The 23,051-nt window shown below is 59.3% G+C and carries 25 protein-coding genes; 16 read left to right on the top strand and 9 right to left on the bottom strand.

The genetic code is table 11. The features are described from left to right. Positions 1 to 261 precede the first annotated feature (261 nt). The 4 genes from FIV05_RS15680 to eda all read left to right on the top strand — a co-directional run bounded on the left by FIV05_RS15680 (position 262) and on the right by eda (position 5,484). The gene (locus FIV05_RS15680; RefSeq protein ID WP_152510205.1) at positions 262 to 1,209 is read left to right on the top strand and encodes a carbohydrate kinase; all 948 of its coding nucleotides are present in this window, start codon (positions 262 to 264) and stop codon (positions 1,207 to 1,209) included. A 97-nt stretch (positions 1,210 to 1,306) separates the two neighbouring features. Further along, entirely contained in the window at positions 1,307 to 2,782 is a 1,476-nt protein-coding gene (zwf, locus tag FIV05_RS15675) for a glucose-6-phosphate dehydrogenase (protein WP_152510204.1), read from the top strand. A 138-nt stretch (positions 2,783 to 2,920) separates the two neighbouring features. Then, complete coding sequence (gene edd, locus FIV05_RS15670) at positions 2,921 to 4,741, top strand: phosphogluconate dehydratase (protein WP_023000617.1); 1,821 nt, start codon at positions 2,921 to 2,923, stop codon at positions 4,739 to 4,741. A gap of 104 nt (positions 4,742 to 4,845) precedes the next feature. Continuing rightward, complete coding sequence (eda, locus tag FIV05_RS15665; RefSeq protein ID WP_023000616.1) at positions 4,846 to 5,484, top strand: bifunctional 4-hydroxy-2-oxoglutarate aldolase/2-dehydro-3-deoxy-phosphogluconate aldolase; 639 nt, start codon at positions 4,846 to 4,848, stop codon at positions 5,482 to 5,484. 80 nt (positions 5,485 to 5,564) lie between these two features. Here the strand turns inward: eda and FIV05_RS15660 are convergent, their stop codons facing one another. The 3 genes from FIV05_RS15660 to FIV05_RS15650 all read right to left on the bottom strand — a co-directional run bounded on the left by FIV05_RS15660 (position 5,565) and on the right by FIV05_RS15650 (position 7,850). Further along, positions 5,565 to 5,762 carry a CsbD family protein gene (locus FIV05_RS15660; protein WP_031269168.1) on the bottom strand — a complete coding sequence of 66 codons (198 nt, stop codon included), beginning with the start codon at positions 5,760 to 5,762 and terminating at the stop codon, positions 5,565 to 5,567. Between the two features lie 207 nt (positions 5,763 to 5,969). Next, entirely contained in the window at positions 5,970 to 6,818 is an 849-nt protein-coding gene (locus FIV05_RS15655) for a PRC-barrel domain-containing protein (protein ID WP_286202196.1), read from the bottom strand. A 405-nt stretch (positions 6,819 to 7,223) separates the two neighbouring features. Further along, the gene (locus tag FIV05_RS15650) at positions 7,224 to 7,850 is read right to left on the bottom strand and encodes a PilZ domain-containing protein (RefSeq protein WP_209009674.1); all 627 of its coding nucleotides are present in this window, start codon (positions 7,848 to 7,850) and stop codon (positions 7,224 to 7,226) included. A 236-nt stretch (positions 7,851 to 8,086) separates the two neighbouring features. Here FIV05_RS15650 and FIV05_RS15645 point away from each other — a divergent pair, with 236 nt between their 5' ends. From FIV05_RS15645 to FIV05_RS15620, 6 genes are all read left to right on the top strand, one after another. Continuing rightward, complete coding sequence (locus FIV05_RS15645; protein WP_152510203.1) at positions 8,087 to 8,878, top strand: delta-class carbonic anhydrase; 792 nt, start codon at positions 8,087 to 8,089, stop codon at positions 8,876 to 8,878. A 149-nt stretch (positions 8,879 to 9,027) separates the two neighbouring features. Beyond that, positions 9,028 to 10,650: a glucose-6-phosphate isomerase gene (pgi, locus tag FIV05_RS15640; protein WP_152510202.1), complete on the top strand. Its 1,623-nt coding sequence runs from the start codon at positions 9,028 to 9,030 to the stop codon at positions 10,648 to 10,650. Positions 10,651 to 10,882: 232 nt separating this feature from the next. Further along, positions 10,883 to 11,152: a glycine zipper domain-containing protein gene (locus FIV05_RS15635; RefSeq protein ID WP_055655348.1), complete on the top strand. Its 270-nt coding sequence runs from the start codon at positions 10,883 to 10,885 to the stop codon at positions 11,150 to 11,152. A gap of 50 nt (positions 11,153 to 11,202) precedes the next feature. Then, positions 11,203 to 11,472: a glycine zipper domain-containing protein gene (locus FIV05_RS15630; protein WP_023000609.1), complete on the top strand. Its 270-nt coding sequence runs from the start codon at positions 11,203 to 11,205 to the stop codon at positions 11,470 to 11,472. Positions 11,473 to 11,515: 43 nt separating this feature from the next. Then, positions 11,516 to 11,785 carry a lipoprotein gene (locus tag FIV05_RS15625; protein WP_023000608.1) on the top strand — a complete coding sequence of 90 codons (270 nt, stop codon included), beginning with the start codon at positions 11,516 to 11,518 and terminating at the stop codon, positions 11,783 to 11,785. A gap of 193 nt (positions 11,786 to 11,978) precedes the next feature. Further along, entirely contained in the window at positions 11,979 to 12,251 is a 273-nt protein-coding gene (locus tag FIV05_RS15620) for a hypothetical protein (protein WP_006932815.1), read from the top strand. A 208-nt stretch (positions 12,252 to 12,459) separates the two neighbouring features. Here the strand turns inward: FIV05_RS15620 and ald are convergent, their stop codons facing one another. After that, on the bottom strand, positions 12,460 to 13,599 hold the full coding sequence (ald, locus tag FIV05_RS15615; RefSeq protein ID WP_023000606.1) for an alanine dehydrogenase: 1,140 nt from the start codon (positions 13,597 to 13,599) through the stop codon (positions 12,460 to 12,462). Between the two features lie 182 nt (positions 13,600 to 13,781). Here ald and FIV05_RS15610 point away from each other — a divergent pair, with 182 nt between their 5' ends. Both FIV05_RS15610 and FIV05_RS15605 read left to right on the top strand, forming a co-directional pair. After that, on the top strand, positions 13,782 to 14,252 hold the full coding sequence (locus FIV05_RS15610) for an Lrp/AsnC family transcriptional regulator (protein ID WP_023000605.1): 471 nt from the start codon (positions 13,782 to 13,784) through the stop codon (positions 14,250 to 14,252). 133 nt (positions 14,253 to 14,385) lie between these two features. Next, positions 14,386 to 15,276, top strand: a complete 891-nt coding sequence (locus FIV05_RS15605; RefSeq protein WP_152510201.1) for an SMP-30/gluconolactonase/LRE family protein — start codon at positions 14,386 to 14,388, stop codon at positions 15,274 to 15,276. 222 nt (positions 15,277 to 15,498) lie between these two features. Here FIV05_RS15605 and FIV05_RS15600 read toward each other — a convergent pair whose 3' ends face one another. From FIV05_RS15600 to FIV05_RS15590, 3 genes are all read right to left on the bottom strand, one after another. Beyond that, a complete protein-coding gene (locus FIV05_RS15600) occupies positions 15,499 to 15,729 on the bottom strand; it encodes a hypothetical protein (RefSeq protein ID WP_023000603.1) in 231 nt (76 codons plus the stop codon). Between the two features lie 82 nt (positions 15,730 to 15,811). After that, complete coding sequence (locus FIV05_RS15595; RefSeq protein ID WP_152510200.1) at positions 15,812 to 16,399, bottom strand: hypothetical protein; 588 nt, start codon at positions 16,397 to 16,399, stop codon at positions 15,812 to 15,814. Between the two features lie 91 nt (positions 16,400 to 16,490). Then, on the bottom strand, positions 16,491 to 17,333 hold the full coding sequence (locus FIV05_RS15590; RefSeq protein WP_152510199.1) for a rhodanese-related sulfurtransferase: 843 nt from the start codon (positions 17,331 to 17,333) through the stop codon (positions 16,491 to 16,493). A gap of 451 nt (positions 17,334 to 17,784) precedes the next feature. On the opposite strand from FIV05_RS15590, the gene FIV05_RS15585 reads away from it, so the two are divergent. The 4 genes from FIV05_RS15585 to FIV05_RS15570 all read left to right on the top strand — a co-directional run bounded on the left by FIV05_RS15585 (position 17,785) and on the right by FIV05_RS15570 (position 21,848). Next, positions 17,785 to 18,312, top strand: a complete 528-nt coding sequence (locus tag FIV05_RS15585) for a PAS domain-containing protein (RefSeq protein WP_023000600.1) — start codon at positions 17,785 to 17,787, stop codon at positions 18,310 to 18,312. Next, complete coding sequence (locus FIV05_RS15580) at positions 18,287 to 19,618, top strand: methyl-accepting chemotaxis protein (RefSeq protein WP_152510198.1); 1,332 nt, start codon at positions 18,287 to 18,289, stop codon at positions 19,616 to 19,618. The genes FIV05_RS15585 and FIV05_RS15580 overlap by 26 nt, the downstream gene beginning before the upstream one ends. 133 nt (positions 19,619 to 19,751) lie before the next feature. Beyond that, entirely contained in the window at positions 19,752 to 21,026 is a 1,275-nt protein-coding gene (locus tag FIV05_RS15575) for a malonyl-CoA decarboxylase (RefSeq protein ID WP_152510197.1), read from the top strand. Positions 21,027 to 21,584: 558 nt separating this feature from the next. Then, positions 21,585 to 21,848, top strand: a complete 264-nt coding sequence (locus FIV05_RS15570; protein WP_023000596.1) for a hypothetical protein — start codon at positions 21,585 to 21,587, stop codon at positions 21,846 to 21,848. 4 nt (positions 21,849 to 21,852) lie between these two features. On the opposite strand, the gene FIV05_RS15565 is transcribed toward FIV05_RS15570, so the two are convergent. Both FIV05_RS15565 and FIV05_RS15560 read right to left on the bottom strand, forming a co-directional pair. After that, positions 21,853 to 22,308, bottom strand: a complete 456-nt coding sequence (locus tag FIV05_RS15565) for a hypothetical protein (protein WP_152510196.1) — start codon at positions 22,306 to 22,308, stop codon at positions 21,853 to 21,855. Next, positions 22,286 to 23,002: a hypothetical protein gene (locus tag FIV05_RS15560; RefSeq protein ID WP_152510195.1), complete on the bottom strand. Its 717-nt coding sequence runs from the start codon at positions 23,000 to 23,002 to the stop codon at positions 22,286 to 22,288. The genes FIV05_RS15565 and FIV05_RS15560 overlap by 23 nt, the downstream gene beginning before the upstream one ends. Between the last annotated feature and the right edge of the window lie 49 nt (positions 23,003 to 23,051).

The raw sequence follows: 23,051 nt of genomic DNA, 5'->3' as shown, positions 1-23,051 counted from the left end.
CACATACAACGAGCGCAATTTGCGCGCCTCGTTGAAACCAATAAGGTAGCGGGAGACACCGGGTTCAGCCCCCACCTCCCCACACCCTCATCCTGAGGAGAACCGAAAGGTTCGTCTCGAAGGATGGGCATCAGGTTCGGCGCCTTGCCGGCCTCATTCGGATAAGACGGTGGTCTGAAAGGCCGCTGCCGCGAAATGACACAAATTCATGAATCCGCCGTCGATGCGGATCCTGACAAACGACGAAAGACCAGAACGTATATGTTTTTGATTTGCGGCGAAGCACTGTTCGATCTCTTTGGAGAAGCCGGTTCCGGCGACAGTGTTTCTTTCGACGCCCGTATCGGCGGATCCCCCTTCAACGTGGCCATGGGGCTGGCGCGCCTTGAAGAGGACGCCGGGTTTTTCGGCGGCATTTCACGCGATGCCCTTGGCGAGCGTCTGGTCCAGAAGTTTCGCAGTGAAGGCGTTTCGGAACGCTATATCCTGAGGACCGACTACCTGACGACACTCAGCCTCGTCCAGAAGGATGAGCACGGCTCTCCGGCCTATACATTCTACGGCGAGAACGCGGCTGACCGTATGGTGACCGTCGATGACCTGCCGCAGTTCGACGAACCGCCATTGTTTCTGCACATCGGGTCCTACACGGCACTGGTCGAGCCGGTTTCGGTCGCCTTCAGGGCTCTGATCGAACGTGAGCGAGACCATACGCTGGTCTCCTTCGACCCGAACATACGCCCGACCGTGGTGCCGGACATGGCGCTCTGGCGCCGCAATACGGAAAGCCTTGTTCCGTTGACGGACGTCGTCAAGGTTTCGGACGAGGACCTTGCCCTGATCGCTCCCGGTGAACCCGTTGAAACCATTGCCCGCGCCTGGCTCGGCATGGGGGCTTCGCTGGTCATCGTCACACGGGGCGGAGACGGTGCAACCGCATTTGCCGAAGGCATCGAAGTCAGCCGCCCGGGCATCAAGGTAACCGTTGAAGATACCGTTGGCGCGGGCGACACCTTCCAGGCAGCCCTGCTTGCAGGGCTGAAACATCTTGGTGCAACCAACCGTGATGCGCTTGCAGCCCTTGACGCCGGCCAGCTAAATCGTCTTCTTGATTTCGCCGTCGGGGCAGCTGCCATCACCTGCTCCCGGCGGGGAGCGGATCTGCCGCGCAGGAGCGAACTGGAAAAAGAGTGGTCGGCCCTGAAATGAGGGGCTGACAAGAGAATTAAATCGATTTAAAAGGCAGTCGAAAACGGTCCAGGCCGGAGCGGCCCATCGGACTGGCAGCTGTGAGAAGGGATGTTTTATGGCGGTACGCGTCATTGAAGTTGAAGAATTCGACCTCGTCGTTTTCGGAGCCTCCGGAGACCTCGCCCACCGCAAGCTTCTGCCTGCCCTTTACCACCGCGACGCGGACGGCCAGATGCCGGAAAACGCCCGCATCATCTGCAGTGCCCGCCGCGACTATTCCGACGACGACTATCGCGATTATGCCAAGGCCGCACTTGAAGAACACGTCAAGGATCTGGACGACGAGCATCTTCAGCAGTTCCTGAAGCGCCTGCGCTACGTCAAGATCGACATCGCCACAGGCGACGGCTTTGAAGATCTGAGAACCATCCTGGACGAACGCCCTGAAGTCATCCGCGCCTTCTATCTTGCGGTCGGCCCGGATCTTTTCGGCACGATCTGCGAGAACCTCGGCCGTATCGGCGTCGTCAACGACCATTCCCGCGTCGTCATGGAAAAGCCCATCGGCAAGGACGGCAAGTCCGCCAAGGCGCTCAACGACACGGTTGGCGCTGTGTTCAACGAACACCAGATCTTCCGTATCGACCACTATCTCGGCAAGGAAACGGTGCAGAACCTGATGGCCCTGCGCTTTGCCAATGCCCTGTTCGAGCCGCTGTGGAACGCTGCCCATATCGACCACGTCCAGATCACCGTGGCCGAGTCGCTCGGCACCGGTGGCCGTGCCGGCTACTACGATACCGCAGGTGCCCTGCGCGACATGGTGCAGAACCACATCCTTCAGCTGCTCTGCCTTGTGGCGATGGAGCCGCCGGAAAGCATGAACGCCGACAGCGTGCGCGACGAGAAGCTGAAGGTCCTGAAAGCCCTTGCCCCGATCGACGAGCAGAGCATCGACAAGCTGACCGTGCGCGGCCAGTACCGCGCAGGGGCTTCGGCCGGAGGTGCGGTTCCCGGTTACCTGGAAGAGCTCGGCAACAACGAAAGCCGGACGGAAACCTTCGTCGCCCTGAAGGCGGAAATCGCCAACTGGCGTTGGGCCGGCGTGCCCTTCTACCTGCGCACCGGCAAGCGTCTGGCGCAGCGCGTATCGGAAATCGTCGTCCAGTTCCGTCCGATCCCGCATTCTATCTTCGACGCGGAAGCCGGGGCGATCACCGCCAACCGCCTCATCATCCGTCTGCAGCCCGATGAAGGAGTCCAGATGCAGATCATGATCAAGGACCCCGGCCCCGGCGGCATGCGCCTGCGTCAGGTTCCGCTCGACATGAGTTTTGCCGAAGCCTTCAAGGTGCGTAACCCGGATGCCTACGAACGCCTGATCATGGACGTGATCCGCGGCAACCAGACCCTGTTCATGCGCCGTGACGAAGTTGACGCCGCCTGGGCCTGGATCGACCCGATCCAGGCTGCATGGGCTGCGTCCAAGGAAACGCCGAAAGGCTACACCGCCGGCACCTGGGGCCCGTCCGCCTCCATCGCTCTGGTCGAGCGTGACGGCCGCACCTGGGCCGAAGACGACGGCAACTGATACCTCTCGCGCAAGGCCCGGCCTTGCGCGTTTCCGGCCTCTTAAATCGATTAGAGAGCGGCAAGCTCGCCGCAACGCCCTATGTGCCGGACATAGGACCAGCCAGGCCGCGGCGCGGCTAGCAAAGGATTTGAAGCAATGACCATCCAGGATCGCATTGGCGACGTCACCGAACGGATCGTCAAACGCAGTCACGACAGCCGCTCAAGATATCTGGACCGCATCGGCAAGGCCGCCGACAAGGGCCCGCAGCGTTCGCGCCTGTCCTGCGGCAACCTCGCCCATGGGTTCGCCGCCTGTGGCCTCTCCGACAAGCAGGCCCTTTCCGGCGACGTGGTACCGAACCTCGGCATCATCACCTCCTATAACGACATGCTTTCGGCTCACCAGCCATACGAGACCTATCCGGCCCTGATCCGTGAAGCCGCTCACGAGATCGGCGCGGTTGCCCAGGTTGCCGGTGGTGTTCCGGCCATGTGCGACGGCGTCACTCAGGGACAGGACGGCATGGAACTGTCGCTGTTTTCCCGAGATGTGATCGCCATGGCTGCTGCCGTCGGCCTGTCGCACCAGATGTTCGATGCAGCGGTCTTTCTCGGCATCTGCGACAAGATCGTTCCCGGTCTTGCCATCGCGGCCCTCTCCTTCGGCCATCTGCCGGCCGTGTTCGTTCCCGCTGGTCCGATGCCGACAGGCATTTCCAACGACGAGAAAGCCAAGATCCGCCAGCTCTATGCCGAAGGCAAAGTCGGCCGTGACGCCCTGCTGGAAAGCGAGTCACGTGCCTATCATTCGCCGGGCACCTGCACCTTCTACGGCACGGCCAACTCCAACCAGATGCTGATGGAGATCATGGGCCTGCACATGCCGGGTGCCTCCTTCGTCAATCCGGGCACGCCCCTGCGCGACGCCCTGACCAGGGAAGCGGCCAAGCGCGCCATCGCGATTTCCGCCCTCGGCAACGAGTTCACCCCCGCCGGTGAAGTCATCAGCGAAAAGGCGATCGTCAACGGCGTCGTCGGCCTGCACGCCACTGGTGGCTCGACCAACCACACCATGCATCTGGTGGCGATTGCCGCTGCTGCAGGCATCAGGCTGACCTGGGACGACATCTCCGATCTTTCCGATGTCGTGCCGCTTCTGGCTCGCGTCTATCCGAACGGCAAGGCCGACGTGAACCACTTCCAGGCCGCCGGTGGCCTTGCCTTCCTGATCCGCGAACTGCTGGGTGACGGTTACCTGCACCAGGACGTGAAGACCGTCTACGGCACCGACCTTTCCGGTTACACCGTGGAAGCGAAACTCGACGCTGACGGCAACGTGCAACGCGAAGAAGTTCCTGAGACCTCCGGCGACGAAACGGTGCTGGCTCCTGTTGCCAAGGCCTTCCAGCCGACGGGTGGCCTGAAGATGCTCACAGGCAACATGGGCAAGGCCGTTATCAAGATCTCGGCTGTTGCCAGGGAACGCCACATCATCGAGGCACCTGCCCGCGTCTTCCACGACCAGAACGATTTCCTGACCGCCTTCAACAACAAGGAACTGACCGGCGACGTTGCCGCCGTGGTCCGGTTCCAGGGCCCGAAGGCAATCGGCATGCCCGAACTGCACAAGCTGACGCCCTGCCTCGGCATCCTTCAGGACCGCGGCCACAAGGTCGCCCTGATTACCGACGGCCGCATGTCGGGTGCTTCCGGCAAGGTTCCGGCGGCAATCCATGTGACCCCGGAAGCAGCCGCCGGCGGCCCGATCGCCAAAATCCGTGACGGTGACATGATCCGCGTCGATGCGGTGACTGGTAAATTGGAAGTGCTGGTCGACGAAGCCGAATTCAACGCCCGCCCGCTGGCGGAAGCTGACCTGAGCCAGAGCCAGTTCGGCACCGGCCGGGACCTTTTCGCCGCCTTCCGTGGTGCAGTTGGTTCGGCCGATACTGGCGCACATGTGTTTGGTGAGTAAGGATCAGGCCCCGAACGGCCAGGTGAATTCGGCACGATAAATTCTGCGATCTGCTCCGGCTGCGGTCGGTGCAGGTACGACAAAAAAGAGATTTTGGAGGCGATATGGCCCAGGACATTGAAAAGATCGAGAAAGTAATGTGCGCGGCACCGGTTATCCCGGTGCTGATCGTGGAAGATCCCAGGAAGGCCGTCCCCATGGCAGAAGCGCTTGTGCGCGGCGGCCTGCCTGCAATCGAGATCACCTTGCGCACCGCCCATGCCCTGGAAGCGATCAACGCGGTCAACGAACACGTGGAAGGCGCGATTGTGGGTGCCGGCACGGTGCTGGACGGCAAGCAATATGATGCCGCCGTTTCTGCAGGTGCCCGTTTCATCGTCTCCCCTGGCGCAACCGCCAACCTGCTGGACGCAGCCGACCAGCACAGCGTGCCGCTGCTTCCCGGTGCAGCCACTGCATCGGAAGTCATGTTCCTGCTGGAACGTGGCTATGAGCGGCTGAAGTTCTTTCCCGCCGAGCAGGCAGGCGGAGCGTCCTACCTCAAGTCTCTCTCCTCCCCGCTGGCGGCGGCCAAATTCTGCCCCACAGGCGGCGTCAGCCTCGACAAGGCTCCGGACTATCTGAAACTGCCGAACGTCCTGTGCGTTGGCGGTTCCTGGATTGCAGACGCAAAGGCGATTGCGGAGGACGACTGGTCCGGCATTGAAACCCGCGCAAAAGCGGCAGCCGCCCTTAAAATCTGATCAGCAAATAGCAGATCAGCAATTTCGAACGAAAAGAGCCGGGCGACGGATCGCCCGGCTCTTTTTCATCTGTTCGACGATCAGTGGCGGCTTGCCCACTCATCGACCTCGCGCTCTGCTTCGTCGCGCGACTTGCCGTAGAGCTCCTGGATCTTGCCGGCAAGCTGGTCGCGATTGCCTTCGATCCGGTCCAGATCGTCATTGGTCAGCTTGCCCCACTGTTCCTGGGCCTTGCCTTTAACCTGTTTCCAATTGCCTTCGATAATGTCCCAGTTCATTTTCATCACTCCAGTCAGGGTGCAGTCAGCTTCTCGACCGGAGGCTTCCGGTCAACTGCTGCAGGTGTTGAGGTTTGAGAAAGTGACAGATGCCTGTTGAAGCCATCTGTCTCGGGATAGGCGTCCGGATATCGGGAAGGATCTCGATGGAACCGGACGCTGTGTCAGGCTGCCCCGGGCGATAACACCCGGAGCAGTCCACTACTCTTACTCAGCGACGTAGTCCGGCTGAGCTTCCAGTTCTTCCTTGGTGGCGCCAACATAGACGCGCAGGTCGGAACCGTCTTCGTTGCGAATGATCTGCAGCTCGTCAAAGGTGACGGCAACTTCACGCTCGCCGATACCCAGGAAGCCGCCAACATCAAGGATCACCTTTTCGATGGTGCCGTCCTGGCTCACGATGAGTGAATCGATTTCACCGATGTCTTCATCGTTGGCGTCGTAGATGTTGGCACCTTCAAGATCGTCGGCCGTCAGTTCGGCAACAACCGCGTCGGTATAGCCTTCACGCTCGACTTCGGCACGCGGCAGAAGCGGACGACCGTCGGCATCGGTCTGGGGCGCCATCGCAGTCTCCGGAGCAGCCGTCACTCCGGCGTCGCTATCCTGGCTCATCGCGGTTTCGGTCGACGTATCGGTTTCCGTCGTCATTGCCGTATCGGCAGGCTTCTCCATGCCTTCAGACGTCTGTGTGGCAGCCGTTTCCGCTTCGTCAGCGTACGGGTTTTCATACGCCGCTGCATTGGTCAGCACGTCCTTGTTGGCGTTGACCACCAGGAAGTAGCTATCGGCGTCATCCTGTTCGCGGACGACCTTCAGCTGTTCCATCGGAAGGGCGATGTCTTTCTCGCCGACACCAAGGAAGCCGCCGACACCCAGGATAACGGCCTTGACCGAGCCGTCGAAGCCAAGGATCACATCGTTGACTTCACCGATGTCGTCCCAGTCTTTTTCTTCGTCAGCCTGAGCCTGATAGTCTTCGTTGAACCGGTCATAGTTTTCTTCGACCGAGTAGATCCGCATGCCAATCAGATCAGACGCAAGAACATCACTCATGTTTGCAGACTCATTGAATTCATAAGTCTGGAGCGGTTTTACTTCATTTGCCGCGTAAAGTGATGTTGTCAGCATCAAGGACATCGCGGTAGCGGTGATAATCCGTTTCATAATATTATATCCTCTCACAGTGATTTCCCAAGCCGGCAACATCAGTATTGCTATTGATGAGGCGGTTACTGTGAGAACAACCGAGAGAGAAAGAAGTTCCGGATTAAAAACTAATTTTTTGAAAAAGTGACAATCACCTATTCGAAGACAGGCGGAAAACTCGCCCAGTCCCCAGGGTACGGATGGAGCGTGAAACCACCGCTCGCCGCGTTTCTTTCACGTCCGCGCGAGAAGTTCAGTCAATTGCGGGGAGTTGATTGGGACACACGCCGACCGCAGCATGAGCGGGCCATGTCAGACGCTCTGGGCTTCTTCACTATCCGCTTCGGAATTGCCGTCGCTCTCTTCTTCTTCTTCGTCGTCTCCGTGATCGTCGTCCTGCTCAAGCGTACGATCCCACAAGAGACGCATACCGGCGGAGGTGTCATTTCGCCAGGCGAATTCGGCAACGACCGGCCTTTCGAATTTTTTCATCGTCAGCAGAACTTCCTCTGGAAGCGCTGTCAGACCTTTGGCAGTTATGCGGCAACCGTTCTTGCCGGCATCAACGATCGTGCCACTGATTTCCGTAATTCCGTCCAGGTCGGCGATCTTTACCGGAATGCTGACGTTGTTCCGTTTTTCGCGACGCTTGTCCGAAACGGATTTCTCGCTCTTGGCGAAGACCACCGCGGCATCGTTGCCCTTCACGGAAGTGACGTGAGCCTTCACCAGTTTGCTTGCATCCTTGGGCCGAACCCCGATGTTCTTGTAAAGCTCGCCGATATCCGGAGAGGTCAACCGGAAGCCCCACTCGCTGACGTTGGATGCAACCGCGTTGATGACCGAAAGATTGTCGAAATCAACCACGAGGACTTCTTCCTCGGCATCAGGTTGATCGAGCAGATGGGTCAGGCCGTGTGATTTGTTTTCGGAATTCATAGATTTAGTTTACCTTGAGCAAACTTTCATTTCACTTAAAATACAGTCAGACAATTCAATTTATCGTTGTTTTCCGCCAACTTCGGGCTTTTTACCCTGACCGGTCGTTTACCCTGAGCAATTTTTGCAATTGGCGTTCCTATCAAAAGCGCGTTCAAATCATTCTCGCCACTTCGGCTGCTTTTTCTTGAAATGCGCCCAACAGCCTGCCTCAACCACATTTGCAGGAGATTAGCATGGCGAAATACATCGGACTTACAATTGCGGCCCTCGCGGGCCTCGGTTTTCTCTCCCAGGCACAGGCAGAAGAGCTCTGTCAGGGTTTCGGCCCGCAAACACCACGCGATATCTCGCAGACTGCAGGACTGAACACGTCTTCTTTCTCGATAGCGCCGTCCGCCGACAAGCTGAACCTGTGCAACATCCACACGCACACCAACGCGGAACACAAGGGGCCGGGCTTCACCGTCTTTGCCGGCGATGGCGATCATGGCGGTTACAAGTGCAACGAGACCGCCGACCTGACCGAGGCTGAACTGGCAGAACCCGCCGGGTCAGCTTTTCATGGCGTCAAGCCCGGCGACACGATCGAAGTCCACTGGGTGCATACATCCTGCAACATCACCCCGGGTGAAGGACTTGGCTCTTGCCTGAGCGATGCCTGCGCCAATCCGCAACTTCGTGTCGAGGCCCAGGTTTTCCTTGTCGTGAATGATCCCAAGGCACTGAGCTTTCTCGACTTCGATTATGACGGCAACATCGTGAATGGCCTGCATCAGGCCAAGTCATTGCCGGAAGGCACGGGTACGCCGGTCACCTTCATCGGGTCGACAACAGGGCCCAGCTTCACCCAGTCGACATGCTCCCCACTTCAGGTGACCTGGAGCGTGCATCCGCAATGCGCCAAGCTGGACATAAACTCGCTCAACGCCTGGGCGGAAAAAGGCAATGTCTTCAAGGAAGACCACTCCCACGGCATTCGCCAACTTGTTACAGCCCCAGAATTGCTGGCCCCGATTTCCAACTGATTGGCCTTCAGCCGCCGGAATCCACCTGCCTGTTTCCGGCGGCATTCTCCTTGAATTTCCTCTCCCCCTCGCCGGGCGGGTATGCTAATGGATGCCCCGCGCGCGTCGGCGCGAAAACAAGCTGTTAAATCGATTTAAGAGGATTGTTCATGGCGCTAGAAGCAGCATTTGAGGCTCTCAACCGGCAGGCGGAACAATTGAAGGGCACCTCCCTGCGGCAACTGTTTGCGGCCGCCCCCGACCGGTTCGACACGTTCTCCGCCAGAACAGACGACCTGTTGCTCGATTATTCCAAGTCGCGGATCGACGACAAGGCGTTCAACCTGCTGCTCGACCTGGCCCGCGCTGCGGACGTGGAAGGCAAACGTGCGGCCATGTTTGCCGGCGAGAAGATCAACGGCACCGAAAAGCGCGCCGTCCTGCACACTGCGCTTCGCAATCAGTCGGACCAGCCGGTTCTGGTCGATGGTGCGGATGTGATGCCAGATGTGCGTGCGGTTCTGGACGCGATGGCGGATTTTGCCGAAGCGGTTCGCTCCGGCGATCTGACCTCATCCACCGGCGACGCCTTTACCGACGTGGTCAACATCGGCATCGGCGGCTCGGACCTCGGGCCGGTCATGACGACAATCGCGCTCAGCCCCTATCATGATGGTCCGGAGCTGCACTATGTTTCGAACGTGGATGGCGCTCATATTGCCGATACCCTGGAAAAACTCGACCCGGCCACGACGCTGATCATCGTCGCCTCGAAGACCTTCACCACCATCGAGACCATGACCAATGCGCAGACCGCGCGCAAATGGATTGCCGGTACTCTTGGCGAAGAGGCTGTCGGCGACCACTTTGCAGCCGTCTCCACCGCCCTCGACAAGGTTGCCGCTTTCGGCATCGACGAAAGCCGCGTCTTCGGTTTCTGGGACTGGGTCGGCGGCCGGTATTCCGTCTGGTCGGCCATCGGCCTGCCTCTCATGATCGCCATCGGACCGGACGCCTTCAGTGACTTTTTGTCCGGTGCCCATGCAATGGACACCCATTTCGCCGAAGCCCCGCTTGAAAACAACCTGCCGGTTCTGATGGCTCTGATCGGCGTCTGGAACCGGGACGCGCTTGGCCTTTCCGCCCGCGCCGTCCTGCCCTACGACCAGCGCCTGTCACGCCTGCCCGCGTATCTGCAGCAGCTCGACATGGAATCGAACGGCAAGCGCGTGAAGCTGGACGGCAGCCCCGTGACCGAGGAAACCGGACCACTGGTCTGGGGCGAACCAGGTACGAATGGTCAGCACGCGTTCTATCAGCTCCTGCACCAGGGCACGACTGTCATCCCGTGTGAATTCCTGATTGCCGCCAACGGCCACGAAGAAGACCTGAAACATCATCACGACCTTCTGGTCGCGAACTGCCTCGCCCAGTCCGAAGCCCTGATGCTCGGCCGGACACTTGACGAGGCAAAGGCACTCCTCAGCGCTTCGGGCATGGCTGCGGACGAAGTCGATCGTCTGGCTCCCCACAAGGTGTTCCCGGGCGACAGGCCCTCCATGACCCTTGTTTATGACCAGCTGACCCCCTTCGCACTCGGCCGCCTGATCGCCCTTTACGAGCACCGGGTTTTCGTTGAAGGCGTGATCTGGGGAATCAACTCCTTCGACCAGTGGGGCGTGGAACTGGGCAAGGAACTGGCCACTGCCCTGCTGCCAATGGTCAAGGGCGAAGTCTCTGCAGATTCCAAGGACGCCTCGACAAAAGGCTTGCTTGCCGCGCTGAAAAGTTGACGCGGGAACCACACCTTTGTTTACGCGTTAATACGTGAGGCGATCTCGTCATAATTTTGCCCAACCGGCCCTATCTGGTTCACATCGTTGAAGAACTCTTATTGGTATTCACGATGAACACGGGCCGGCTGTGGCAAACAGAGATTGCCCCAACGTGCAAAGCAGCTTAGGCTTGGAAAGATTTTATACATTCGACCCGCCGAGGTTGCGGTCCGACAGGGAGACTGATTTCATGAAAAAACTAGTTCTGCTCGCAGCAGTTGGCCTTGCCCTGGCGGGCTGCCAGTCCGATAGCTCACGCGACCGCGCCCTCGTAGGCGGTGGTCTTGGCGCGGCAACCGGTGCAGCAATCGGTGCTGCCGCAACCGGTGATGTCGGCGGCGCCCTGGTTGGTGGTGCAATCGGTGCGGCCGGTGGTGCAATTGTCGGCAGCGCAACGACTCCGAAGAACTGCGTCGCCTATGACCGCTACGGCAATCCTTACCGGGTCGCTTGCCCGTAATCGGGGGCGATCCTTTTTCGTTTCGGTAATAGACCGTTGGGAAGAAAACTATGAAGAAACTCCTTCTGATTGCCGCTTCGGCCGCATTTCTGGCAGGCTGCCAGTCTGACAGTCAAAGAGACCGCGCGCTTGTTGGCGGCGGTCTTGGTGCGGCGACCGGTGCCGTGATCGGTGCCGCCGCCGGTAACGGCGTCGGCCCGGCGCTCGCCGGTGCGGCAATCGGTGCAGCAGGCGGTGCCATCATCGGCTCTGCAACGACACCCAAGAACTGTGTCGCCTACGACCGGTATGGCAACCCGTACCGCGTCGCCTGCCCCTGATCTCAACTGACCTGAGTCAATCGGGTCTTCACAGGTTTACGAAATGAAAAAGATCCTGCTGGTGGCCCTTGCGGCCATCGCCCTCGCCGGCTGTCAGTCAAGCAGCCAGAGAGATCGCGCGCTTGTCGGCGGTGGCCTTGGTGCCGCGACCGGCGCCATTGTCGGTGCCGCTGCCGGTGCCGGTGCAGCTCCGGTTCTCGCCGGCGCCGCTATCGGTGCAGCGGGTGGTGCTGTCATCGGTGCAGCGACCACGCCGAAAAACTGCGTGGCACATGACCGGTATGGCAACCCCTACCGAGTCGCCTGCCCGTAAGGTCTGGCTCTCTGTCGTCCTGACCACCGTCAGAGCGGACGAATTTAGCGACAATACCGGGCATGCTCGTGGTTTCATGGGCATGCCCGTTTTGCTTTCGGGATCTGCCTTGGATAAATCCGTGTTGGTAAGAAACTGTTAACCATAGATCTCCACCCTTGGCAGACACATGTTTTTCGCCAAGGGGTTCTGGATGAGATCCGTCCTTGCAGCCGCAAGTCTCGCCATTGTGCTGACAGGTTGCGCCAACACCGAAAGTCAACGGGACAGGATGCTGATCGGGGCAGGTCTCGGTGCGGCAACGGGCGCCACGATCGGCGCCGTTGCCGGTTCCACGGTGAACGCGACCCTTGCAGGCGCCGCTCTCGGTGCCGTCGGTGGTGGCCTGATCGGTGTCGTCACCACCCCGCGCAACTGCATTGCCACGGATGAACAGGGCACACCTTACAAGGTCCGCTGCCCGTAAACCCTTCGCACAGCAAATAAGGTTTGTTTGCCCCCTGCGAAATCAGGAATGCAATAACCTGCGGAACAGCCGGACATTTTCGACGCAAGTTGCACAGAACAGCAGGTCACGGGCTCACCGCTGTCACGTCAGTCCAAAATCCTATTGTGAAAGCAAAAAGCCGGCCCAACGGACCGGCTTTTCTCATCTTTGAAGCGAAGTTCCCTTATCAGGCAGCAGCGCTTTCCTTGGCCTGCTCAAGAGCAACCTTCGGATCTACGTAGGCATAGCCGAGAGCGGTTGCGACCGCCTCACAGGTCACCTGGCCGCCGATCACGTTGAGGCCCGGCAGGAAGTGCGGATCATCGAGCAGCGCCTTCTTGGCACCCTTGTCCGCCAGTGCAAGAGCAAACGGCAGGGTGGCGTTGTTCAGCGCGTAGGTGGACGTCTTCGGCACGGCACCCGGCATGTTGGCAACGCAGTAGTGAACGACTTCATCGATGATGTAGGTCGGCTCGGAATGCGTCGTTGCCTTGGAGGTTTCGAAGCAGCCTCCCTGGTCGATGGCGACATCAACGAGAACCGAGCCCGGCTTCATGCGGCTGACCAGCTCGCGCGACACCAGCTTCGGTGCCGCCGCACCGGCAACCAGCACCGCACCGACGACCATGTCGGCTTCCAGCACATGCTTTTCCAGTGCAGCCTTGGTCGAATAGACGGTTTTCAGAGCCGGACCGAACGTCTGGGAGAGATTGCCCAGAACGGCGGTAGACCGGTCGAGAACGGTGACATCGGCTCCAAGGCCAAGCGCCATGGTAATGGCATGAGAACCGACCACACCACCGCCAATGACAACGACCTTGGCCGGTTCGACACCGGGAACACCGCCCACGAGCGTGCCGGAGCCACCCTGGGCCTTTTCCAGCGCCTTGGCACCGGCAATCACCGACAGGCGGCCGGCAACCTGGGACATCGGCACCAGAAGCGGTAGACCGCCACGGGCATCGACAACCGTTTCATAGGCAATGCAGGTGGCACCGGACTTTACCAGGTCCGCGGTCTGCTCCGCGTCTGGCGCCAGGTGCAGATAGGTGAAGAGAATGTGGTCGGGGCGCAGCATGGCGCGTTCGACAGCCTGCGGTTCCTTGACCTTCACGATCATGTTCGCGGCATCGAAGACTTCCTTGGCAGTTGCCAGGATCTTCGCGCCTGCCGCTTCGTAGTCGGCATCGCTGGCGCCGATGCCGACACCGGCATTGGTTTCAACGACAACTTCGTGGCCATGAGCCACCATTTCAAGAACACTGTTCGGCGTCAGACCTACCCGGTATTCGTGGTTTTTGATTTCTTTCGGCACACCAATGCGCATGACTCGACTCCTCTGGAAGCATTATTGATTGCCGACGATTTTACGCCTGTTTTCGTCGAATGTGCTTGCGTTCCCGGGGGTCTCCGTTCAAATACGCGCAATTTTATTGTGTCGAATTGATATTTCTTCAAATTATCTGCTATGTATTATCTTGAACTTGGCATTATGTGCGGTGCAGCAAAATGAAACTCGATCGCCTCGACCAGAAGATCCTGAACGTTCTGCAAAGCGACGGCCGCATCGCCAACGCGGACCTGGCGGAAAAGGTGGGGCTTTCCCCTTCCGCCTGTTTGCGGCGGATGCGCGCGCTGGAGGAAGCCGGCATCATCGAAAAATACGTCGCGCTTCTGGACCAGAAGAAACTCGGCCGGCACATGGACGTTTTCGTGGAAATCTCGCTGACCGGCCAGTCCAAGGAAACGCTTGAGAATTTCGAACGCGCCGTGGCCCGGTCCGGCGAAATCATGGAGTGTTTCCTGATGGCGGGTGATGCTGATTACATCCTGCGCCTCTCGGCCCGGGACCCGATCGACTTCGAACGCATCCACCGCGACCACCTTGCCCAGCTTCCAGGCGTTCTCAGAATGAAATCCTCCTTCGCCATCCGGCCGATCGTCAGACGCACGGCGATTCCCCTGAACGGCGAAACATGAGTTCCTTTCGGGACCGATCCACAACCAAACCGCCTGCAATTCCGCCACTAAATCCAGCGTCTCGACGCAGCCAGCACTGGCAGGTATAGTCCGCATCCATTCAACTGCCCGGCTTTTCAAGGAACCCGCTCCGGTGACCCATACGATCACCCGTTTCATCGATACGACTTACCAGCTTGCAGAATGCCCGACCTGGGACGACAGATTGAACCGCTTGCTCTGGGCCGACATCCAGGGCCGCTCCATCCAGTCCATGGATTGGGCCAGCCGCAAGATCACCACATGGCAATTCGACAATGAGGTCGGTTCCTTCGGCCTGACGGATGACGATCGCCTGATTGTCAGCGTGTGGGACAAGATCGTTCTGTTCGATCCCGAAAGCGGTGCCAGCGAGGTTCTGGCAGAAGTTCAGGCTGATGAGCCGCGCACACGGCTGAACGACGGCAAGGTCGGTCCGGATGGGGCCTTCTGGGTCGGTACCATGGACACCAGCTCACCGCGTGAACCGATTGCCGGTCTTTACCGGGTCGACGGCAGCGGCGACGTTGCCGAGATCCGTGACGAACTGCAGTGTTCCAACGGGCTCGCGTGGACGCCGGACGGCACCTACATGTACCACTCCGACACCTCCCCCGGCTGGATCGAATATTACGGCTTCGACCCGGAGACCGGTGCACTTGGCTCCAAGATGCTTTACGCTCAGCAGACCAACGACACCGGCCGGCCGGATGGCGCAGCGGTCGACACCGAAGGCAACTACTGGAGCGCAGGGGTTTCCGCCGGCGTTCTCAACTGCTTTGGTCCGGACGGCAACCTGCTTGCCGCCATCAAGCTTCCGGTCGACAAGCCCACCATGCCCTGCTTTTGCGGCCCGGATCTGGACCATTTGATCGTCACCAGCATCAAGCAGCCCGCCGACCCGACCGCGGTCGAACCCGACACATTGTCCGGCGGCCTGTTCCTGGTGGAAGGTCACGGCAAGACCGGTTTGAAGACATACCGGTTCAGGACGGCAAAAAGCTGATCAAAAGCAACGCTTGGGGCAAGTCGGTTTCTGCTGTAACCGGCTCCTGCCGCACATTTGGCCTGTCATCCGTTCCGCCGACCCGGGCACAACATCAGGGTGAAGATAAACATCCCTCCTCCTCTGGATGAGGGAGAGCCTTTCGCTCGGAGGCCATGCCGGGATGAATTTTTGAGCGGTCTGCCTGACGACTGTCTGTCGACGGCAGTTGTTTAGGGCCGGTTATTCAGCGTCCTTCGGAGGCTGGCAGTCCCTGAGAGCCTCGATGATCTGTTCCGCTTTCACACCCGGCACCTGGATTTTCGTTTCCCCGTAAAGGTGAACGACGGCCCCCTCTCCCTTCACCGATTGTTCGTTGAAAATGCGGACCGACTGGTTTTCGGGAATGAGCACGGCCATGGAGCCGTCCTCCATGCTGAGCAGGATGGAAGACGCAATCAATGTGCAAATCATGTTTCAGCCCCACAACAGGTCAGGTAACCGGCTTTCAGCCTGCCCCGGAAAACGGACAGAAAACCGATCTTGACCCAGTCACCTAGTAGCGGCAACCCCGCACCTTTACGGGCTTCCAGACTGTTTGGGCGGGTTGAACCAGCACCTGGCGGCTGACCGTCTGGTAAACCGCGGGCTTTTGCACCCGGTAGCTCGTGGCTGGCTGGACCAGCACCTTTTCCTTCACGGAGCTGTAAATGGCAGGCTGGCGTACTGCGACGCGTGAGGCCGACTGCACGAGAACCTTCTGGCTGACGGTTCGATAGACGGCGGGGTTCTGCACCTTGCACAGGATGTTGCGGCCGTTGATGACCCGGTATTCCCAGCCGACGCTGGCGGGTTGAACCTGAACCCGGCTCTGACGTGTCTGGTAGACGGCAGGCGATGTGCGATAGCTGACCCGCTCCGGCTGCACCAGAACACGGCGGGCCTGATAACTGTAGACGGCAGGTTTCTGCACCACGTAGCTGGATGCCGGCTGGACGAGAACTCGCTCGTTCACAGTTTTGTAGACGGCCGGCACGGTGGCCTGTTCATAGCAGGACAGTGCCTTGCCCCCGGCCAGCACGGACGTGCTGACCAACGGACTGACGATCAGCGCGGCAAGCGCGCTCCAGAAGCTGTGACGCATGTACTTTCCCCCAGTCTGGCGCAGGAATTCCCCCGCACCCCTGACTTTAGGGAAGTTCCACAAGCCATTAAAGCGAAAAAGTTAATATCCGTTAAGAAACAGCTCTGACGATCTGCTGTTCGCTCTCTTCGTCATCAGCTTCAGCGCGAGCACTCTTCTCGTAATCGGTGTCCTCGTTGATGATGTGACGGGCTTCTTCGGGGATCCATTCTCCCCAGCGCGGCTGCAGCTGATGGTCGACGGACACGCGGTCGTCGAAGACGAAACATTCGCCCTTCCAGAGGCTGTCGGCTTCCGGCACCTTCTCCAGATAGTTCAGGATGCCGCCTTCCAGGTGATAGACTTCCTCGAAGCCGTTTTTCAGCATCCAGGCCGTCGCCTTTTCACAGCGGATGCCACCGGTGCAGAACATGGCGACCTTCGGCTTTTTCTGAAGCTCGTCTTCGCCGTCCACCCAGGCCGGGAATTCCCGGAACGACTGGGTTTTCGGATTGAGCGCCCGCTCGAACGTGCCGAAGGCGAATTCGTAGTCGTTGCGCGTGTCGATGACGACGACATCCGGATCGGAGATCAGGGCATTCCAGTCTTCCGGCTTGACGTATTCGCCGACGATCTCATTCGGGTCGATCCCGTCAACCGCAAGCCGCACGATCTCCTGCTTCAGCCTCACCTTCATGCGCTTGAAGACATGTCGGTGGGTCCAGGCTTCCTTGTGGTTCAGCCCGGCAAGCCGTGGATCCGACCGCAGATGCGCAAGGACCTCACGCACACCGGCTTCCGGCCCGCAAATCGTGCCGTTGATACCCTCTCCTGCAAGCAGCAGGCTCCCGCGCACATCCCGTTCCTCGCAATAGGCCTTGAGTGGACTGCGCATGGCCTCGAAGTCGTCGAGCGGCGTAAACATATAAAGGGCGGCAACGAGAAATTCGTTCATGGGGCTTGTTCTGTTTCTTGAAAGACGCCGGGCCAAAGGGGCAAAAGCACCACCCGGCTATTGGCGCCCTCTATACAGCCTAAGCCCCCCTTCTGAAAAGTCCGCAGTTTCTCGGACCCGGTTCTCTGCAGGCGAGGCCGCCCTGCAGGTTTTGGCTGAGCACAACCGAACATGCGCCAGGGGCCATGCAACGCGGAACTTGCCGATTGAAGTTCGTCGAAAGGAACATCGCCCAAACCGTTCGGAAGAATCGAAGAATAGCGTCAGAGCAACAAAAAGATCGACAACAATTCGCCTTAACAAAACTCTCTACAGCGAAAGATGACATCGTTAGAAATACGAATGAATTCATATAGTTAAAAATCAAACCTCATCCGGTTTCATTTAAGGATCATTAAGCACGCAACCGTACCCTAACCCTGAATTGCCAACATGAGCGGGCGCACCAAGGATGACCCAGTACAAGGTCACCCCGACGGGGGTGGAACGGTTCTTTTCCGAACGGGACCTGATCGTCTCGAAAACAGACACGCGCGGGCGCATTACCTACGCCAACAACATCTTCCGGGATATTGCGGGTTTTGATGGCAAGGCTCTGGAGAATGCGCCGCACAGCCTCATCCGCCACCCGGACATGCCGCGCTGTGTCTTCAAGCTGCTGTGGGACACGATAGAGGCCGGCGGAGAGATTTTCGCCTATGTGGTCAACATGTCCGCGAACGGCGACCACTACTGGGTGCTGGCCCATGTCACGCCGTCCTATGGCGAAAGCGGCAAGATCATCGGCTACCATTCCAATCGCCGGGTGCCCAACCGCCGTATCGTCGACGACATCATCACCCCGCTTTACGCCCAGCTGCGACAGACAGAACAGCAGGCGGACAACCGCAAGACCGGCATGCAGGCCGGTCACGATCAGCTGGTATCGATCCTTCAATCGAAAGGCGTGAGCTATGACGAGCTCATTCACACTCTTTAACGCCACGATCGCGTCGGGTGTCGCACTTGTGGGCGGCGCGGCGACGGTGGTCTGCGCCCTGCTGGGCCTGACCATGGCTACGGTCCTCTGTGGCGCCATCGTAATGCTGGCCATGCTTTTCGCGCTGACCGCGGTGCATCGGACCCGGCAGGGGCTTGTTGCTGCGACGGAGGTCTGCAGCCAGATCGGCTGGGGCAACTTCGAGGTGAGAGCCAAGGATTACACCGAAGCCGGTGAAGTTCGTGAGCTGATGACCTCCATGAACCACATGATCGACCGGACGGACGCCTTCCTGCGTGAAGCTGCTGCCTCGATGACCGCGATCGAGAACAATCGCTACTACCGCCGCATCCAGCCAGGTGGCCTCAATGGCAGCTATCTGCAGAATGCGGAAATCATGAACATGGCCATCGAGACCATCAAGGGCCGCGTCGGCGCTTTCCGCCAGTCGACGGATTCCTTTGAAAGCCAGATCAGCCAGATTGCCCAGAGCCTGATGGCTTCCGCCGAGCAGATGACCGGGACGGCCGAGGAAATGGAAACCTCTGCCGTTTCCAATTCGGAAGTCGTGACCGCCATTGCCGACGCGGCCGACCTGACAGCCGAAAATGTGAATGCGGCGGCATCCGCCGCCGATCACCTGTCCTCGACGGCCAACGAAATCAGCGGCCAGATCGAACGCTCCATCGAAATCGCCCGTGCTGCCGTTACCCAGGTCACGCAAGGCCAGGACAAGGCAAACAGCCTTCGGACTTCCGCCGAAGCTATCGGCGAGATCATCGACCTGATTTCCTCCATTGCCGACCAGACAAACCTGCTGGCACTCAATGCCACCATCGAGGCGGCCCGCGCCGGTGAAATGGGCAAGGGCTTTGCGGTGGTTGCAGCCGAGGTCAAGGAACTGGCAACGCAGACAGCCAAGGCGACACAGGAGATCACCCAGTCTTTGGAAGAAGTCGACGCGGCCAGCCGCGATACGGCTCAGTCCTTCGACACGATTTCCAAAACCATTACGGAAATCGAATCCATTACCACGATGATTTCCAACGCGTCGGTAAAGCAGGCGGAAGCGACACAGGCCATACAGGAGAACGTGACCAACACGGTGGCCTGCACCAACAAGGTGACCGGAATTGTGGACGGTGTCGCCCAGAATGCGGCAACCACTCACGCGGCCTCCAAGACCGTGCTGAGCTCCGCGGAAAGCATGTCCTCCAACGCCGGGCAGCTCACCGAAGCAGTGGCGGCCTTCTTCAAATCACTGAAGAAAGGCCCGCTCGAGCAGCAGAACAGCGAAGCCGCCTAGGCACACTGGCTGTTAGGCAATCCAACCCGGGCATTCGTGTCCGGATTGCCTCTTTTGGGGAATTGGGTCAAAGCCTCACACCTCTTATCTTCAGGACAGAGCCCACCCCTCACTGGACGTTCTGGAGGCCTACATGACCATTCTCGGCGACCTGCTGTCGACCATCTTCGAGCGCCGCTATCGCACAGCGGCGCCGGACCGGCGCGACAACCGGCCGATGGAGGATCTGGTCAGCGCACTTGTCGGCACGGCCGGCGACGTGACGGGCCTCGCCGCGGCCAGCACGCTCCTGCAACGGTTTCAGGAAATGGAGGACAGCGACAAGCTGCAGTTCTTCCGCCACCTTGCCCAAGACATGAACATCGATCCGGCCGGCGTGCGTACTGCCCTTGATGCCTATGAGGCGAGCCCGAACCGGAAGACATACACGGCGTTCATGGCGGCTGTGGAACCCAAGCGTCAGGAATTGATCCGGCGGCTGAACCAGATTCCCGGCGCCACCGAGCAACTGGTGCGCATGCGCGCCGACCTCCTGCGTCTCGGCGGCACCGATCCGGAATTGCAGGCACTTGACCAGGATTTCCGGCACCTGTTCATTTCCTGGTTCAACCGGGGCTTTCTGGTGCTGCGGCCAATCAGCTGGGAAAGTCCGGCACATATTCTTGAAAAGATCATCGCCTATGAGGCCGTGCACGAAATCACCAGCTGGGAAGACCTGCGCAGCCGCCTGGCCCCAGGCGACCGCAGATGCTTCGCCTTTTTCCACCCGTCCATGCCCGACGAACCGCTGATCTTCGTCGAAGTCGCGCTCACCGCAGACATCCCGGGTTCCATCCAGGACCTTCTGGCAGGTGACAGGGAACCCATCACAGCGGCCACGGCCCGTACCGCCGTGTTTTACTCGATTTCCAACTGTCAGGAAGGCCTGGCCCGTATTTCCTTCGGCAACTCCCTGATCAAGCAGGTGGCGGCCGATCTTTCGGCAGAATTGCCCGGACTGAAAACCTTCGTCACCCTGTCGCCGATCCCTGGCCTGACGAAGTGGCTGTCGGCGGAAGGCATTGATTTCCAGGACGCGGACCCGAAGCTGCTGCGTACCCTCGCCGCGCATTATCTTCTGTCAGCCCGCCGCGAGGACGGACAACCGGTTGACCCGGTGGCCCGCTTCCATCTGGGCAACGGCGCACTGGTGCATGCCGTCCACGCTGAAGCCGACACCTCCGCAAAGGGCCGGGCCCAATCCGCCGGCGTGATGGTGAATTACCTCTACGATCTCGGCAAGGTGGCCCAGAACCACGACCGCTATGCAGCGGCAGGGGAAATCGCCGCCTCTTCGGACATCCGGTCTCTGGACGCGGCCGCAAAGAAACTGGATTTGCGCGAAGCGGAAGCTGCACAACAGGCCTGAAGGCGTACGGGTCGGGAGCCAATCGCAGCTCATGCTGCCGGTGCCCTGCCTGCCGAGCCGGCGCCATTCGTCCACCCTGGCGCGCTAACTGTCCTGATCAGAACGACAGCTGGAACCGAGCTCGGCGCATCAGGGGTCAACGCGATTCCCGCCGCCCCTCCCTAACCGGTGGCTATCGGTTCCAGCGTTATCCTGACGCTGCCGGAAAGACGGATTCCGGCTGTCTTAGCCTTGTCTTCGGCTTCAAAACCGTCAACTTGCAGGTGACGTGACAGTGCCCGGGCGACTACTTCTTCGCTTCTTGGGTAACACCTAAGGAAAGTTGAAGAAGAAATCTCGCGTGCAGCAAAATTCTTTGCTAATCTGCGATTGGCGAAACGGGATCCATACCAATCTCGGATTGAAGCGGCCTCTGCACATCAGGGGACGCCTGGAAGATGTACCGGCGCGAAAAGCCGGCCGCTTTCCAGGCGAGCAGACCGTTCAATGGGTTTCTCGACGCCGGAAATTGTCTGAAAGGCAAAACAAAAAATGACATGTAAAGACAAGGCGGCAGGGATGAGCGAAGATCAATACACCAAAGAGCAGCTCGAATTCCTGGAAATATTTGAAATTGCAGCAAGATATGACTGTCTGTTCCTGCTCGATTTCCATTGCTTCGATCTGTTCGACCACGACCAGACCAGCCTGCTGAGCGACGGCGAACGTGCCCAGTTGGCGGCAGCGGCAAGATATGACATCTATGCCGAAGCCATGCAGAAGGGGTTTCTTCCGAAATCCAGTCCCTTTGGAGGCGTCCATGAGCATCAACACTTTTGTTGAGCCGCTACCCTTCTCGCTGATCGAAAACGGATTGGCGGGAGAGAAGACGCAGTTTCTGTTCAAGACCTGGCGCGAAAACGAAGGCATCATCGTGCAGGACAGCCGCATGACGCAGCTGAGCCCGTATCTGCTGATGACCTTGCCGACCGCCGAGCCGGGCGATGTGCCGCCGCTGACCTTTGTGGGCAAGCACAGCACCTTCCGCCGGTTCTTTCCACAGGCTCTTGACCCGGAAACACCACGTCCGCCGACCAGCTTCCTGCCCTCGGTCTACCGCCAGGGCGTTGCTGATGCCTACCAGATTGCCATGGAAGGCGAGCCCTGGTTCGATATCCAGCGCACAGGCAACAAGCTGGGCGAAGGTGTGCCGGACATGACGCTGCAGCGTCTCCTCGTGAAATTCCGCACCAGTGCCGGGTTCACGCGGATTTTCTGCCTCATGACTTTGCTTGAAGTCCATTCGCGATCCTATCAATCAGATCGCACACATCGTCAGCTGTGTTCGCAACAAAAATCAGATTGGCATCCAGCGTACCAGGCAGCGGTTCAACCCAGTTCAGTGCATGAAAGTGTGCACGGGTAAAGCCGCAGTCGCGCCAGAAGCCGTCCATGAAGTTGAAACCCTGCACCCAGCCGTAATAGAAGCCGGCGCCCCACTCATCCAATGCCTCGATCTGGGCCATCTGGTTGAGCAGGCCGCCGAGCTTCGAACCGCGCCACTCCTTGGCAACTTCCGTTCCGCCCAGATATACAACGTCGCCGGTAATGCGCCGGCCAACGCGCGGCTGCTTGTCACTCAGCACAACCTTGCCGCCTTCCGCGTCCGGGTAGCAGCGATGAAAATACTTGCGCCAGAAATCGGTCAGCGTCATCGGATAGGCCATTCTGTCGAAACGGGCGCACACCCGCCCGACCATCCGGTCTTCCTCGTCCACCAGCGCCAGCCAGAATGCCTGTGAAGGCGTATAGGTGTTGAGACTGGGGGTGAAATGCCCCTCCAGCCGCTTCAGGCCGCTGGCCGCTGCCATGGCCTCGACAACATCGAAATCCGACCCGCGGCGCAGCATCAGCCCCAGGTGTTGAAACTCCCTGTCTATAACGCCCCAGGCACGTTTCAGCTGTGCCTTGTCCAACTCGAAATCCAGTTTATGCATGGATGTCCCGTCTGATGTTGCCCTTCATCCGCATCCTGCAAAGAGCGGC

Origin of the sequence: Labrenzia sp. THAF191a (assembly GCF_009363335.1) — a bacterium.
In the GTDB taxonomy this organism is placed as follows: Bacteria; Pseudomonadota; Alphaproteobacteria; order Rhizobiales; family Stappiaceae; genus Roseibium; species Roseibium algicola.
This window is presented reverse-complemented; position numbering and strand designations above follow the sequence as displayed.